The sequence below is a fragment of the Pseudoalteromonas sp. MEBiC 03485 genome (assembly GCF_004195145.1).
GTDB lineage: Bacteria > Pseudomonadota > Gammaproteobacteria > Enterobacterales > Alteromonadaceae > Pseudoalteromonas > Pseudoalteromonas apostichopi.
The window spans coordinates 3,142,089-3,158,134 of sequence record NZ_SGBT01000001.1 but is presented as its reverse complement, the minus strand read 5'-3'; the positions used below and the strand labels follow the sequence as shown (position 1 = coordinate 3,158,134).

11 protein-coding genes are annotated in these 16,046 nt (G+C 40.7%); 9 read left to right on the top strand and 2 right to left on the bottom strand.

Annotation, left to right across the window (positions count from 1 at the left end):
- The first annotated feature begins 84 nt into the window (after positions 1-84).
- Positions 85-390, top strand: coding sequence for an H-NS histone family protein (locus tag EVU92_RS14575; protein ID WP_063707100.1), 306 nt, complete (start codon positions 85-87; stop codon positions 388-390).
- Between the two features lie 69 nt (positions 391-459).
- A complete protein-coding gene (locus EVU92_RS14570; RefSeq protein ID WP_130051823.1) occupies positions 460-2,205 on the top strand; it encodes a DEAD/DEAH box helicase in 1,746 nt (581 codons plus the stop codon).
- 25 nt (positions 2,206-2,230) lie between these two features.
- On the opposite strand, the gene EVU92_RS14565 is transcribed toward EVU92_RS14570, so the two are convergent.
- A complete protein-coding gene (locus EVU92_RS14565) occupies positions 2,231-2,563 on the bottom strand; it encodes a ribonuclease E inhibitor RraB (RefSeq protein WP_130051822.1) in 333 nt (110 codons plus the stop codon).
- A 201-nt stretch (positions 2,564-2,764) separates the two neighbouring features.
- Between EVU92_RS14565 and EVU92_RS14560 the strand changes: the two genes are divergently transcribed.
- The 6 genes from EVU92_RS14560 to EVU92_RS14535 all read left to right on the top strand — a co-directional run bounded on the left by EVU92_RS14560 (position 2,765) and on the right by EVU92_RS14535 (position 14,062).
- Positions 2,765-4,462, top strand: coding sequence for an autotransporter assembly complex family protein (locus tag EVU92_RS14560; protein WP_233786803.1), 1,698 nt, complete (start codon positions 2,765-2,767; stop codon positions 4,460-4,462).
- Positions 4,462-8,148, top strand: a complete 3,687-nt coding sequence (locus EVU92_RS14555) for a translocation/assembly module TamB domain-containing protein (RefSeq protein WP_130051820.1) — start codon at positions 4,462-4,464, stop codon at positions 8,146-8,148. Before EVU92_RS14560 ends, EVU92_RS14555 begins: the two co-directional genes overlap by 1 nt.
- Before the next feature lie 91 nt (positions 8,149-8,239).
- Complete coding sequence (locus tag EVU92_RS14550; protein WP_130051819.1) at positions 8,240-9,130, top strand: peptidylprolyl isomerase; 891 nt, start codon at positions 8,240-8,242, stop codon at positions 9,128-9,130.
- Between the two features lie 249 nt (positions 9,131-9,379).
- Positions 9,380-13,270 carry an ATP-dependent RNA helicase HrpA gene (gene hrpA, locus EVU92_RS14545; protein ID WP_130051818.1) on the top strand — a complete coding sequence of 1,297 codons (3,891 nt, stop codon included), beginning with the start codon at positions 9,380-9,382 and terminating at the stop codon, positions 13,268-13,270.
- 79 nt (positions 13,271-13,349) lie between these two features.
- Positions 13,350-13,757 carry a response regulator gene (locus EVU92_RS14540; protein WP_276319792.1) on the top strand — a complete coding sequence of 136 codons (408 nt, stop codon included), beginning with the start codon at positions 13,350-13,352 and terminating at the stop codon, positions 13,755-13,757.
- Positions 13,758-13,765: 8 nt separating this feature from the next.
- Positions 13,766-14,062, top strand: a complete 297-nt coding sequence (locus EVU92_RS14535) for a PilZ domain-containing protein (RefSeq protein ID WP_130051816.1) — start codon at positions 13,766-13,768, stop codon at positions 14,060-14,062.
- Between the two features lie 9 nt (positions 14,063-14,071).
- Here EVU92_RS14535 and EVU92_RS14530 read toward each other — a convergent pair whose 3' ends face one another.
- On the bottom strand, positions 14,072-15,262 hold the full coding sequence (locus EVU92_RS14530; RefSeq protein ID WP_130051815.1) for a class I SAM-dependent methyltransferase: 1,191 nt from the start codon (positions 15,260-15,262) through the stop codon (positions 14,072-14,074).
- Between the two features lie 135 nt (positions 15,263-15,397).
- On the opposite strand from EVU92_RS14530, the gene EVU92_RS14525 reads away from it, so the two are divergent.
- Positions 15,398-16,045, top strand: a complete 648-nt coding sequence (locus tag EVU92_RS14525; RefSeq protein ID WP_130051814.1) for an HD domain-containing protein — start codon at positions 15,398-15,400, stop codon at positions 16,043-16,045.
- Position 16,046 lies beyond the last annotated feature (1 nt).

The following is a 16,046-nucleotide window of genomic DNA, read 5'->3' as shown; positions in this document are numbered from 1 at the left end:
TGGAATAGATTATTTCATTAAATCCACATATACTAGCTACTGTTAAACTTTTAACTTAACTTTTAATACTTAAGAGAGCTCTCAATGAAAGAAATCCGATCTTTTGTGAAATCTGCGTCATTATCTGAATTAGAAAAAGCAAAACAGCTAATTGACACAGCAATCGAGAAATATACTCAACAGCAAGAAGCTAAAAAAGAAGTACTCGATCTACTAAAAGAAAAAGGACTTACATTAGAAGATCTACAGGATGTAGCAACAACTGATAAGCGTACTAAAGTAAAACCAAAATATCGCATCGAATTTAATGGTGAAATTGTTGAATGGACAGGCCGTGGTAAACGTCCTAAAGCTTTCCAAGGTGTAGATCTAACAAAACACCTCGCTTAATTTTTGCTTTAAAGAATAGGAAGGGAAGCGTATGCTTCCCTTTTTTTATGTCGATAATAGTCAGATAAAATGAAGTACGTACTCAGACCCTATCAACAAGAGGCCGTAGCACGCACAGTTGCTCACTTTCGACAAACTGATGATGCAGCACTTATTGTGTTACCAACAGGTGCAGGTAAGAGTCTTGTTATTGCTGAACTTGCGCGTATTGCCAAACAAAAAATTATGGTGCTTGCTCATGTTAAAGAGTTGGTAGAGCAAAACGCTGAGAAATACACCAGCTTTGGTTTTAAGGCCAGCATATTTTCAGCGGGTTTAAAGCAAAAGTCTTTAACTGAACAAGTCACCTTTGCAAGTGTGCAGTCACTGGCGCGAAATACAAAACAGCTAACCGACGCCTATTCATTATTGATCATTGATGAATGCCACCGTGTAAGCGGTGATGAAAAAAGCCAATACGGACGGGTGATAGCGAGTCTAAAAAAACAAAATCCTAGTCTTAAAGTACTTGGACTAACCGCGACTCCATTTCGAATGGGCATGGGGTGGGTTTATCATCATCACTATCATGGCTTTGTTAGAGGTGATAGCGATGCGCCATTTAAAAAGTGTATTTTTGAGTTACCACTGCGATATATGATCAAAAATGGCTATTTAACGCCGCCTCACGAGGTGGATGCTGCGATTAGTCATTATGACTTTTCATCACTGCCGAGTGATTCATTTGGTCGTTACAGTGTCGAGAATATGAATGCGTTATTGAAAGATAACACTCGCGCGACAAAAGCTATTATCAACCAAGTAATAGAATATAGTGAGCAGCGTCATGGTGTAATGATCTTTGCTGCAACTGTGATGCACGCCAAAGAAATAACAGGCTACTTACCTGAGCATAATACTGCACTGATTACTGGTGATACCGATAATCAAGAACGCGATAGGATTATTAATCAATTTAAAGCAAAAAAAATAAAGTATTTAGTCAATGTATCAGTACTTACGACAGGCTTTGATGCCCCTCATGTTGATTACATCGCAATTTTAAGGCCTACAGAATCGGTGAGTTTATACCAACAAATTGTAGGTAGGGGACTTCGTTTAAGCGAAGGTAAAGAAGATTGCTTAGTTATTGACTATGCTGGTAATGGCTTTGATTTGTTTTATCCTGAGGTAGGTAGTATCAAAGCACAAAGTGATAATGAGCCAGTACAAGTACTTTGCCCTGGTTGTGGGTTTGCGAATATTTTTTGGGGTAAAACTGATAGCGAAGGTAAAGTTGTTGAGCACTTTGGCAGGCGTTGCCAAGGGTTGCTGGAAAATGATGAAGTGCAAGTACAGTGCGATTATCGTTTTCGTTTTAAAGAATGTGAGCACTGTGGTGAACAAAATGACATAGCAGCAAGGCAGTGTCAGTCATGTGGTGCTATGATGGCAGATCCTGATGATAAACTAAGAGAAGCGCTTAATCTAAAAGATGCTTTGGTATTAAGGTGTAGTGGTTTGTCGGCACAGTTGCTTGCTAAAGGTTTACTTAAAATTAGTTACTTTGATGAAGACGGTGCAAGTTGTGATGAAGTATTTAATTTAACCAACGATACGGGGCGGTTTATCTTTAATAAGCAATTTGGCAAACGAGCGGCACCCGGTTACAGTCCCGTTGAATGGCAAAGCGCAGAACAAGTTGTTGAATTACAGAAGCAACTACTTGCACCAGACTTTGTGATTGCCCGTAAAAATAAAAAATACGGTTGGAAAGTGGCTGAAAAGCTATTTGATTATCAGGGGAGTTTCCGTAAAGCGAATCAATTGAGTTGATTCGCTTTACGAAATTGGGGCAGACCTATTTTTCTTCGGCCATTAAACCCCAGCCGTCACCATATCCATTGTGACCATTTGCGATGCTCTCTAAGTATTGCTCTGTTTGGCTAAGTAAAGTGTGATCTGGCACCATTTTCACACGAGTAATTACTTCCCACACCCCTGTATCAGGGCATTTGTTTAATTCCGTAGAAGGTGCAAGCTCATCACTTTCAATTACTTTTGAAAATTTTTCTGCTTCTGGTTTTTGTTCAAAAAGAATATAGAAATCGATGGTTTGCATACTGGTTAAGTCGACACCAGCTTCAGCAATTTCAGCTAATAATTGACCGTTTTCGTCATCAGGGAAGTGCATTTAGTCGCTCGTTCATTATAAATCTAGGTATTATCCGCTATTGTAGCGAAAATAAAAGTTTAACGCGTACTAATTTTAACATTTCAATTATGTCAGTGGCTATAACGCTGTGTTAATATCATTTTGTACTCATTTTAGATTATGACTCTTCCAAAAAAGTAAGGATAATTTTTGTATACTCGGCATCTCTATTTTGTCTTTTTGCTTTTCTGTTCTTCGTATAGCCAGTACTCAATTGGTACGGAAGGGATTATTAAAGATTATAAAATACAAGGGATTAGTGGCGAGCTTGAGGGGAACGTTGAGCTTTACATTAAACAACTTGTCGATGAAAAAAACTCTAAGGCTCTAAAGCGTCATGCTAAAAGCCAAGTTGAAATGAGTTTAAAAGCTCTTGGTTACTATAAACCTACCATTAAAATTAGCTTCGATAACGCAGAGCAGCTTTTGATAGTTAATGTTGAACGCGGCCCTGTTACACGAGTTGCAGATATCAAAGTGACTATCACTGGTTCAGGTAAAGATGACGCTGAATTCATGTCTGTAGTCAACAGCATCAAAATAAAACAGGGTGATTTTTTAAATCACGGTAAATATGAGGCCGCTAGAAAACGCATTGAAAGCCAACTATTAGAGTTAGGTTACTTTGATGCAAAATGGCATGAGCATAAATTAGCGGTGTCTTTGAAAAATAATAACGCGAGAGTCATTTTTAATGTTGATACTGGGCCTCGGTACCAGTTTGGTGATATCACAATCGGCAGTGAGACTCCCGCTGAAAAATATATTCGCTCACTAGCGGAGTTTAAACAAGGCCAGCCTTATAAAGCGACTGAGATTTCTGATTACAATTTAGCATTGTCGAGCACGCCTTATTTTGCGAGTGTGCGTGTTTATGCTGACATTGCTAAACGTAAAAATAATCAAGTGCCAATTAATGTTGATGTGTTACATAAACCTGCAAATAGCTTCGAAGTGGGTGGCGGTTATAGCACCGACCTTGGGCCAAAAGTTCGCTTTAAATGGACAAAACCCTGGATCACTGAAGATGGTCATTACTTAGAGAGCAATCTGAATGTATCAGAACGTCAGCAAGATATCTCTCTCGGCTATACGGTACCTGTAGATGACCCTAACGATGATTTATGGCGTTTTTCTTTAGGCTACAAACTAGAAGACGAATTAACCAATGATTTATATAGCCGCATATTTACAGGCCAATTACAGCGCCAATGGCTAACAGACGACGATTGGGTACGCACTGCATTTTTAAGGCGTGACTATGAAACTTACCGTATTGGTGATGAAGAGCAAAGTGCAAAAATGTTAATGCCTGGCATCAGTTATGCCAAGAAAGACACTGAAGGAGGCACAACGCCATATAAAGGCTATCAATGGATGATGTCAGCCGAATTTGGTTTAAAAGATATGATGTCTTCAACTAACATTTTGCGATTACAACTGCAAAATGCTTGGTTAACCACGTTTGCAGATCGCCATATGCTGTTTTTAAGAGCCAACCTAGGCGCAATGCTGGTCGATAATATCAATGAAGTTCCTCTATCTTTGCGCTTTTATGCGGGTGGTGACCAAAGTGTGCGTGGTTTTGCTTATGAATCTATTTCGCCTGAAGATGAAAAAGGACGTTTGATAGGTGGTAAATATTTAATGAGCGGAACCGTTGAATATAACTACCAATTTGCCGAGCATTGGCGAGCAGCCTTATTTGTTGATAGTGGTACCGCGACAAATGATTTTACTGATCGTGTAGAAGTTGGGGCTGGTTTTGGTTTTAGGTATTTAACACCGGTTGGTCCTGTGCGTATCGACCATGCTTGGGGTCTGACAAAAGAAAGTAAAAGCACTCGACTAAGTATTACCATAGGGCCTGAAATCTAATGAAGATGTTAAAAAAGATAACCAAGGTTCTATCAATTACATTGACAAGTTTGGCAGTCATTGTGTTTTGTTTGTTGTTCACAGCACCCGGTAATCACTTTATTGCATACTCTGCTAATAAGCTAGTTGATGGCTTAACAATTAAGTTGCCATCAGGGCGTTTTTTATATAACGATGCGTTTGATGTTTTCTTTGAAAACCAAGGTATCATGCTTGATGCAAAGCAACTAAAAGTTGATTTGTTCTGGTGGCGTTGTGATGGTATTTGTATTGAAAATTTAAGCGCCCAGTCGATTGATTTAAATATTAAAAAGCAAGCTTCATCAACTGAACCTCGTAATGAATCAGAGCAAGAAGTAGAACTAGCCACACAAATTAGCTTACCAATAAAAATCACTCTAAACCGAGTTGCAATTAATCGGTTTAGTTTAGTGCATGCCAGTGCCGACGTAACAGTAAATAAATTAAGCCTTGAGGGGCGCGCCGAAGCATCAGACGTCACAGTGAATTCATTGAATATTGCTGACATAGAGGTGTTATTGCATGAAACTAAAGAGCAGCCTAAGTCGACTCCACTAAAGGAGGTACCGGCACTACCAGAAATCGATACTACGCTCCCGGTTAACCTCCAAGTTAATCAATTTCGAATCAGCAAGGTTGCTATTACACCTTCTTGGGTAGAAGAGGCTCAGCTGGTTGAAAATATTGAATTGGTCGCTTCAGTTAATGGCAGTGATATTCACCTTGAAAAACTTGCTGCACGCTATCAGCAATGGCAATTACAAACCAAGCTAACGGCTGAACTCTCTGGTGATAATACTGTTAGTGGCTCGCTGTCGGTAGGTAACACTGAGCATCAAGCTAATTTAACTGTTTTAGGCCCACTTGCTAATTTAAAGTTAGATTTAGTAACTCAGGGGACATACCCAGCAAAGCTAAAAGGGACTGTGAATTTAAGAGAAACAAATTTTCCATTTGATTTAACAGGCCAGATAGAAAAGTGGCAAATTGAAACTAATACACAAAACCTGCAATTAACTGACTTTGATTTACAAGCCAAAGGCCACGCCGATGCTTATGAAGTCGATTTGAGCTTAGTCACACAGTTAGACGCGTTACCGGCAATGACTGTGAAATCGCAACTACAGGGTAGCTTAACAAGTGCAAAACTGAAGCAATTAAACCTTAATGCGAATGACAGTAACGCAGTAGTAACCGCTTCGGTTGATTGGTCAAATGGGGTAAAAAGTCAATTTAAAGGAACTTTGAGTCACTTAAAAGCACAATACTTAACGGATGCACTGAGCAGTGACTTATCCGGTGAGTTTAATGGTTCATTCAATTTACAGGCAAGTGAATGGCAGCTTGCGTTAGATAACACGCAATTAAATGGCTCAATAAATGAAGTTCCTGTGACCTTACTTTCGGATTTTGAACTTGATAGCAGCTTACATGCGAGTTTTAAAAAGCTTGAAGTGAAAAGTGGTAAAAATGAAATTGCCTTATCAGGTCAGGTAGATGATGTATGGCGCGTCGAAGGTAAAATGCGTTTAGATGCAAGTGGTCAAGATATCTTGCCTATGCAAGGTAAGGGATTTGCTGATTTGACTTTACGTGGAAAGCGACTCGCGCCAACGGTTGATTTAAATATGGTACTTCATACGTTGAGTTATCAAGATATCCAGGTCGATGGTTTAACATTAAAAGGGCAATTCGATTATGCCGCAGACTGGCAAACTGACCTGTCACTTATTCTTGATTCTGCAAGTGTAGGCGAACATAAAATTAATCAAATTGAGTTAGATGCCAGTGGAGATAAAACTGATCACCATTTAGCTTTTTTACTCGATGCAGATCAAGGGAAAGCATCATTTGATGTTGACGGTAAATTTAATAAAGAAATCTGGCAAGGTGCGTTAAGTCAAATTCTTGTAACCGATAATCAGGTGCGCTTTGGTACTAATAAGCCGGTTAATATTCAACTAAATACCAAAACCTTTGACTTTAATGTAGCCGCTCACTGCTGGCAAAGCGATAACTCAAAACTATGTTTTGAGACCTTGCAGCAAACTAAACAATTAGGTCAGTTGAATGCAAAGCTTGCTGCGTTATCTATTGCTGAATTTAAACACTTCTTACCAGATAATTTGAAAGTAATTGGCAATGCAAACGGGGAGTTTGTTGCTAATTGGAATAATGGCGCATTGAAAACGATTCGTGCCAATATCAAAACACAGCAGCTAGAAGCATCCTTAATTGATGGTGCAAATGTCTATAAATTACCGGTAGAGGTTTTAGATATCTCGGCAATGAGTGATGCGCAAGTTGGTAAACTTAATGCCACCCTTGATTCATCCGTATTAGGTAAAGTGACTTCACAGCTCAACATTGATGATATACAAAATAAACAGACCTTAGCGGGCGACTTGGTTATTGAGAAAATTGAGTTAACAAACTTAAGACCCTTTATTGCATCACTTGAACAATTAACAGGCGATATTAAAGGCCGTTTAGCAATCGCAGGCACCTTGAAAGAGCCATTACTCAATGGTGAATTTGATGTTGAAAAAATCAATCTAGAAGGGGCAACATTGCCCGTATCGCTGCAAAATTCATATGTAAACATTGCCTTTAATAACCAAAGTGCAAAGCTCACGGGTGAGCTGAAAGACACTGAAGGGGGCGCACTTAACTTATCTGGCGGTGTCGATTGGCAGCAAGATTTACCAGACGTTGACGTGAAATTGAACGGTAAAGAGTTTTTTGTGCGTGCCCAGCAAGATGTTACCTTTAAAGTATCACCAGATTTAACTATGTCATTGAAGAACAATGCGTTTAATCTCGATGGCCAAGTCGTGGTGCCATGGGGCCGAATTGCTATTGAAGAGCTACCAGAGGGCGCAGTACAAGTCAGCGATGATGAAGTGATTGTTGATATTGAGCAGCAACAATCTGAGAAAGTGCCATTTGACTATGCGATAAATTTAAAAGTATTGGTTGAGAATGATGTACGAATAGATTCTTTTGGCCTTAAGTCAAAAGTTGAAGGTGATTTAAATATAAGTATGGACCAAGTCACTCCTATGATAGCAACGGGTGAATTGAACCTAGTAGACGGTACATACCGTGCATTTGGACAAGACTTGCAAATCCGTACTGGTCAGGTGGGGTTTAGTGGCTCAATTGATAAACCTTACTTAAATATCAAAGCGATTCGTAACCCTGATAACACCTCAAATGGTGTTGTGGCAGGGATCACCTTAACAGGTAATGTTGAACAGCCTTCGTTAAAAGTATTTTCAGAGCCAGCGATGGATCAGGGTCAAGCCCTGGCTTATTTGCTAAATGGACAACCTCTTGATGAAGGTGACAGCTCGACCGATGCCATGTTAACACAATTATTGCTTGCCCAAGGTGTAAACCGCAGTGAGGGGGTGGTGTCTAAGATAGGCGAAAGTTTTGGTTTGTCAGATGTAAGCTTAAGTTCGAGTGGTAGTGGTGACGATACAAAAGTTGAGATATCTGGCTATCTTACACCGGGCATTCAAGTGAAATACAGTGTTGGTATTTTTGATTCGTTAAGTGAAGTTGCTGTGCGCTATCAATTGTTGTCACAATTGTACATTGAGGTGACCAGTGGCCTTTATCAAAATGTTGATATTCTCTATAAATTTGATTGGGATTAATAATGAGCATTGCCTTAATAAGTCGCTTTTACTTGCTTATTGGGGCATAAATTAATAGGCTGAATTGTCAACTACTTAAAAGATAATAACAATGAAATTAAGACTATTAACCTTGTGTCTTGGTGCGCTATTAATTGCACCAACTCATGGAAAAGAAACCAGTCAAAAACGTTCTGCTGGCGAAATCATTAAAACTGCCAGCGATAGTGAATGGCGAACTGTTAGTGCCCAGAACATCATTAAACTAACCCTACCTACGGGTGCTGCTTATATTGAACTAAACGATAAATTGGCGCCTACGCACGCAAACAACATGCGACAGCTTGCCAAAGAAGGGTTTTATCAAGGCCTGAGTGTGTATCGCTTTGTTGAAGGATTTGTAGCACAAGGAGGCGATGTCAGCGAAAGCAAACCTGTTAAAAATGCTAAAAAAGCCTTACCCGCTGAGTTTTACTTACGTACCGAGACTCCTCTAAAGATTACAGAGCTCAAAGGACCTGATGGTTATGCAGCTAAAACGGGCTTTTTAAACGGCTTTGCTGTGGCACAAAACCAAAGCCAAACTGAAACATGGCAAGTACATTGCCCTGGTGTTTTTGCTATGGCTCGCGATAATGATATCAATTCAGGTGGTACCGAATTTTATGTGACCATAGGGAATAGCCAGCGCTATTTAGACCGTAACATCACTGTATTTGGTCGCGTTTTAGAAGGGATGGAACATTTTAATCTCTTACAGCGTAAAGCCACTGAAGGTCAGACATTTAACCCCATCACAGATATGCAACTATTAGCAGATATTAAAGACACAGACAACAGTAAATTTCGGGTCATGAAAACAGACTCAAATGCGTTTATATCCCTCATTGAAGCGCGTAAAAATCGCGTTGAAGCGTGGTTTGTTGAAAGCCCTGATTACATCAATGTTTGTGCAATGCCAATCCCAACAGAGAGGGTGATGCCAACTCGCAATAATCCTTAATCATTTTGAGCGATTAAATCTGTCGCTAATTGCGTTAAATATTACTTATTTACGACTGCATGGATGCAGGAAGTAGAGCAATTGCCGAGAACAATTAAACAACGAAATTTTTGCCTTGTTATCAACGAGATTTTATTGCCTCAAAACGGTTCACTTAATTAAGCGAATTGGCATAAATAAAGCCATGACCACCTGATAGATTATTTGATACAATATCAATCTATTGGTTAAGAAATATAAGGGTATCGGGTGGTTAACCTAGGTCCGCTGTTCGGCGAATTAAAAACGTGTTTACGCAAAGATCAATTCATCTTCAAAAAACGCCTTCATGGCATCAAAAAAATCAACGATGAAACTAAGCAAGCAAACATAGCGCAAAAAATAGCAGAAGATATTAGCCGTTCTCAGCAATTGCGCGAGCAACGTTTGGCTGCCTTGCCAAAAGTGACTTACCCAGAGCAACTACCAGTTAGCCAAAAGAAAGATGACATTAAACAGGCCATCGCCAATAACCAAGTCGTGATCATTGCTGGTGAAACAGGCTCAGGTAAAACCACGCAGATCCCAAAAATGTGTTTAGAGCTTGGCCGAGGTGTTGATGGATACATTGGCCACACTCAGCCTCGTCGACTCGCTGCACGCAGTGTAGCGAATCGTATTGCAGAAGAAATGCAGTGCGAGCTAGGTCAACAAGTGGGTTTTAAAATTCGCTTTAGCGACCAAGTCTCTGACAATAGCTACATTAAATTGATGACAGACGGTATTTTGCTGGCTGAAATTCAACAAGACAGATACCTAAATCAGTACGATACTATTATCATCGATGAAGCCCACGAACGAAGTCTGAATATCGATTTCATCTTAGGCTATTTAAAAAATTTACTGCCAAAGCGACCAGACTTAAAAGTTATCATCACCTCAGCGACGATTGACCCTGAGCGTTTTTCTAAACATTTTGATAATGCGCCAATTATTGAAGTATCAGGCCGTACTTTCCCAGTAGACGTTCGCTATAGACCAACTACTGAAATCAACAAAGATGATATGGAAGCGGATGGTGACCAATTACAGGGGATTTTTGATGCTGTCGATGAGCTTTGCGATGAAGGCCCCGGCGATATTCTGATTTTCATGAATGGTGAACGAGAAATTCGCGATACTGCTGATGCGTTATCAAAGCGAAACCTCAAAGGCACGGATGTTTTACCGCTCTATTCGCGTTTATCAAACGCTGAACAAAACCGAATTTTTGCGCCGCACAGCCGCCGTCATATTATTTTAGCCACCAACGTTGCTGAAACGTCATTAACGGTGCCAGGTATTCGCTATGTTATCGATCCAGGCACTGCGCGCATTAGCCGTTATAGCTATCGTACTAAGGTACAACGGCTTCCGATCGAACCAATTTCGCAGGCAAGTGCCAATCAGCGAAAAGGCCGCTGTGGTCGTATTGAAGCGGGTATCTGTATTCGCTTATACAGTGAAGAAGACTTTAATTCGCGCCCAGAGTTTACTGATCCTGAAATTTTACGCACCAACTTAGCCTCTGTTATTTTGCAAATGCTCGGTTTGGGACTTGGCGACATGCAGCAGTTTCCGTTTGTGCAAGCGCCTGATAGTCGTAATATTAACGATGGTTTGACGTTGCTTGAAGAACTCGAAGCCATTAAGCCTGCAAAACGTCACAAGAAAACCGAACTGACTAAGTCAGGTAGGAGCTTAAGTCGATTACCGGTAGATCCACGTCTAGCGAAAATGGTGCTAACTGCTGATAGCTTAGGTGCACTGCGTGAAGTGATCATTATTGTTGCGGCATTGTCTATTCAAGATCCAAGAGAACGACCGCAAGAAAAACGTGGCGCAGCAGACGAAAAACATGGTCGTTTTGATGATCCAGATTCAGACTTTATCGCTTTTCTAAATCTGTGGAATTACCTTGAAGAGCAGCAATCAGAATTGAGCAATAGCCAATTTAGAAAGTTATGCCAAAAGGACTTCTTAGCCTATATGCGCATCCGTGAATGGCAAGATATAGTCTATCAGCTATCGACGGTTTGTAATGAAATGGGCATGAAGGCTACCACCAATGTTGCTGATAGTGACCGAATCCATCAATCTTTATTAAGCGGTATGTTAAGCCATATTGGTTTTAAGGATGAAAAACAGCTTTATAAAGGTGCACGCAATAGCCAGTTCCATATTTTCCCTGGCTCAGGCTTATTTAAAAAGAGCCCAAAATGGATTATGTCGGCAGAGCTTGTTGAAACGAGCAAGCTTTATGCTCGAATCAACGCGCGTATAGACTTGAAATGGGTTGAAGGCTTTGCGCAACATCTAGTTAAGCGCAGCTACAGCGAACCGCATTGGGAGAAAAAGCCTGGTGCAGTTATCGCGTTTGAACAGCAAACCTTGTATGGGCTGTTAATTGTTAATAAGCGCCGCTGTGTGTATAGCAATATTGATCCTAAAGTCAGTCGTGAGTTGTTTATTCGTACAGCTTTAGTAGAACAAGAGCTGGGTCAAAATGAAGGGTTTTTACAGTATAATCAAGAGTTAATTGAAGATATTCAGGTACTCGAAAATAAATCACGTCGGCGTGATATCTTGGTCGATGAACAAACCTTATTTGAATTCTACGACAAGAAAATTCCACAAGATATAAATAATCGTGCCGCATTTAATAAATGGTGGAAGACACAAAAGCAAAAGGATAAGCGCTTTTTACACATGTCTCGAGAAGAGTTAATGCAGCATGGTGCTGATCATGTCACTGAGTTTGACTACCCTGATACTTGGCAGCAGGACAACTTGTTATTACCACTGGCTTATCACTTTGATCCAGGCCAAGCTGTTGATGGTGTTGCGGTACAAATTCCGGTAGCGCTTCTAAACCAAGTACAAGAAACAGGCTTTGATTGGCACATTCCAGCATTTAGACATGAGTTAATTTGTGCGCTAATTAAGTCGCTACCAAAGACAATTCGTCGCAACTTTGTGCCTGCACCAAACTACGCCGACGCCGTACTCGCTGCAATTGAGCCTATGCAAGGCAGCCTAATTGATGCAATCAGCACTCGTTTGTTACGTATGACAGGGGTTCGTGTGGAGTCTGATGCGTGGGACTTATCAACCCTTGCTCCGCATTTACGCTTGCAGTTTGAAGTACGTGATGAACACAATAAGTTACTCGCTCGTGGTTTAAACTTGGCAAAGCTGAAAGCCCAGTTACAAGGCAAGGTAACGGATACCTTATCGAAAGTAGCCGACAAGGGCATAGAGAAAGCCGATTTGACCGAGTGGAGCTTTGGTGAGTTACCAAGCTCTTATGTGAAAAAGCAGGGTCAATACGAAATCAAAGCCTTTCCAGCACTCGTGGATAAGAAAGATTCTGCAGCGGTTGAGCTATTTGATAATGAACACAAAGCACAGCAGGCGCACCAACAAGGTTTACGTCGCTTAGTATTATTAAATGTGCCATCACCGATTAAATATTTACAGCAAAATTTACCAAATAAATCTAAATTAGGTTTGTACTTTAACCCTTTTGGTAAGGTGAATGACCTAATTAATGATTGTATCGCCGCAGCAGTGGATAGCCTATTAACTAAATATGGCAACATCCGTACTGCAGATGCATTTGAAAAAGCCAAGGAGCAAATTCGCGGAGAGCTCGGTGATACTGTTGTTGAGATCGCCACCCAAGTAGAGCAAGTGCTGAGTATAGCTCATGGCTTAAATAAACGTATGAAAGGTCGTGTTGATTTAACTATGATCACGGCGCACGGTGATATTAAATCACAGTTACAAAGCTTGGTGTTTAAAGGCTTTGTCAGCCAGCATGGTGCAGCAAAAATGACGGATTTAATTCGTTATTTAAAAGCCATTGAACGACGCTTAGAAAAATTACCAGTCGACCCTAATCGTGACAGGCTGTGCGTGCTTGAACTTGAAAAAGTGGCTGAGCAATATCAAAAGTTAGCGAATAAAATTCCTAAGGGTATGCCTATTCCCGAAGAAATAAGCGCGATATTTTGGATGCAACAGGAGTTACGTGTTTCTTTATTTGCACAAACACTAGGGACGCCTTATCCTGTATCTGCTAAACGTGTTTTAAACGCAATCAAAGAATGTGAGTTATAATACTAAGGAATGAGCAGTGAGCTAAGCGCTTCCTTGCTTTAAGTTACAAACACAAATGCTAAAAGGAGATTATGTGGGCATTGAAAAGGAAAGACCGATCTCAGTTCCTGAGCGAGCGGTAAATCGACCGCGACCAAGCATTTTGGTCGTTGATGATGAATATTTTAATTTTGAAATGCTCAAAGCAAGCCTTGGAGATGAGTTTTCGTTAAGCTATGCAAACTCAGGCACATCGTGTTTAACGTCAGCCATAGCTGAGCCGCCAGATGCTATACTGTTAGATGTTTGTATGCCGGGCTTAGATGGTTATGATACTTGCCGATTACTAAAAAACACCCCAGAAACAGAGCAAATCCCTGTTGTCATGGTGTCTGGCCTTGAAACCGAGCTTGAACAAAAAGCGGGGTTTGATGCTGGGTGCGACGCCTATGTAGTGAAGCCTTTTTCTGTTAAAACATTAATAGAGAAAATAAAAACACTGGTATAGGAGGCCATATGTTTCATGAGGAGAAACGCGACTTTCGCCGCATGCAAATTCATACCCCTGCAAAACTTATCCCGTTAGATGTTGCTAATGGTGCAGAAATTGAGGCGATATGCACTGACTTAAGTGCAACAGGGCTTGCAATTCATCTTGATGAAGCTTTAGAAATAGGCCGTCTTTATCGCGTGTTAATTGCTTCGACTAGCACCGCTATTACCTCATTTGATGCTACAGCACGGGTGATACGAGCAACCAAGGAGCAAGATGGCTCCTTGAGTGCCGGTTTAGAAATTGTAAATTTTAACTAATCTCTTTGCTTAGTATACTTTACAGATTAGGCCTTTAAGATAAAAACCTTCAGGGTAGCTGCCAGCAATCGGGTGGTCGGCAGCTTGATTTAGTCGCTCCATGATCAATAAGTCTTTACCTGCATCAAGGGCAGCATCCGCAACCACTTTCTGAAATAAATTTTGTTCCATTAACCCAGAACATGAAAATGTCAGTAAGGTTCCCCCAGGCTTTAAGATTTGCATCGCAATCATATTGATATCTTTATAACCACGGCATGCTCCGGTCAATTGTGCTTTATTATCAGCAAATTTAGGTGGATCCATTACAATAGTATCAAATTGCACACCTTCATCACGGTATTGGCGTAACAGCTTAAAGACATCTTGCTTGACGAAATCAACTTTAGATAAATCAAGGTTATTATGCTCAACATTACGCTTAGCAGTATCAAGCGCTGGTTGTGATACATCGACGTTAGTGACGTGTTTACAACCGCCACGCAAAGCATAGAGTGAGAATGTACCTGTGTAGCTAAAGCAGTTTAATACTGTTTTGTCTTTCACAAAGCGTTCAAGCGCAGCGCGGCTGTCACGCTGGTCTAAATAAAAACCTGTTTTATGGCCCTCAATAATGTCTACTTCAAGCTTTAAGCCATTTTCTTCGATTAGTACTGGTCCAGTTGGCTCTTTACCCCAAAGTATACCTTTGATTGGTTCAAGGCCTTCTTTAGTACGAACATCAACGTCTGAGCGTTCGTAGACATCGCAGCCAGGAAAAATAGTCATAAGTGCAGCGACTATTTCACCTTTATGTCGCTCTGCGCCAGCACTTAGGAGTTGGCAAACCAGTACATTGTCAAATTTATCGATCGTGATGCCTGGTAAATAGTCAGATTCAGCGGCACTTAAACGAAAACCCGTTAAACCACCTTCACTGATCACCTGCTGTCGAGCATCATAAGCACGGCGTAAACGCTTTTCAAAAAATGCTTGGTCAATCACTTCGTTTTTATCAAAGCTCCATACGCGAGCACGAATTTGCGATTGCGGGCTGTAAGCAGCAATGGCTAAAAATTTACCGTCATTATCATAGATAGTGACAGTATCACCTAGTCCTGGCTTACCCTTTACTTTCTTAATGGCTTTTGAGAACACCCACGGGTGTTTTCTTTTTAATGATTTTTCTCGTCCAGCTTGCAGGTAAATAGCAGATGACATAGGGATTCTCGCGTCAAACAAAAGGGGGCATAGTTTAATGAAGCGCTGACAAACATACAATGAATGTTTTGAACAAATCCAGCAACCACGCTAAAGTAAGCATAATTTCAATTAGTTAATGGTGATAGCCTGTATATGCAGCCAGAAATAGACTTTGCAGTTTTAGAAACTCAGTGTCGAGACTTTATTTTGTCTTTACTTCATGCCGATGTCGCACACGATATTAGCCATATTGAGCGAGTAGTTAGGGTTGCTAAACAGTTATGTATTGCAGAGCAGGCCAACATGGCTGTGGTGTTACCTGCAGCTTGGTTACATGATTGTGTTGCGGTTGCAAAAAACCACCCAGATCGGGCAAAAGCATCGACCATGGCTGCAGACAAGGCGTTAAGTTTTTTAGCCTCAATTAATTATCCAGAGCAGTATTTCAGTGCCATTCATCATGCTATTGTGGCACATAGCTTTAGTGCCAATATCAAAGTTGAAAGTGTCGAAGCGGAAATAGTACAAGACGCAGATCGAATGGATGCATTAGGTGCAATCGGTGTTAGCCGCTGTATGAAGGTAGGGGGCTCAATTGGTCGCTATCTGTACCATAAAGACGATCCATTTTGCTTAAACCGCGAACCCGATGATACAAAATACACCCTCGATCATTTTTTCATTAAGCTGTTAAACATTAGCGAGAGTATGAACACGCCATCAGCGAAAGATGAAGCCAAAAGACGCACAGCTTATATGCTCGAATTTTTAGAACAGTTAAAAACAGAAATTGGCGAGTAAT

Coding starts and splice junctions, on each gene's coding strand:
- EVU92_RS14575 (WP_063707100.1), top strand. CDS start 85: ATGAAAGAAATCCGATCTTTTGTGAAATCTGCGTCATTATCTGAATTA.
- EVU92_RS14570 (WP_130051823.1), top strand. CDS start 460: ATGAAGTACGTACTCAGACCCTATCAACAAGAGGCCGTAGCACGCACA.
- EVU92_RS14565 (WP_130051822.1), bottom strand. CDS start 2,563: ATGCACTTCCCTGATGACGAAAACGGTCAATTATTAGCTGAAATTGCT.
- EVU92_RS14555 (WP_130051820.1), top strand. CDS start 4,462: ATGAAGATGTTAAAAAAGATAACCAAGGTTCTATCAATTACATTGACA.
- EVU92_RS14550 (WP_130051819.1), top strand. CDS start 8,240: ATGAAATTAAGACTATTAACCTTGTGTCTTGGTGCGCTATTAATTGCA.
- EVU92_RS14535 (WP_130051816.1), top strand. CDS start 13,766: ATGTTTCATGAGGAGAAACGCGACTTTCGCCGCATGCAAATTCATACC.
- EVU92_RS14530 (WP_130051815.1), bottom strand. CDS start 15,262: ATGTCATCTGCTATTTACCTGCAAGCTGGACGAGAAAAATCATTAAAA.
- EVU92_RS14525 (WP_130051814.1), top strand. CDS start 15,398: ATGCAGCCAGAAATAGACTTTGCAGTTTTAGAAACTCAGTGTCGAGAC.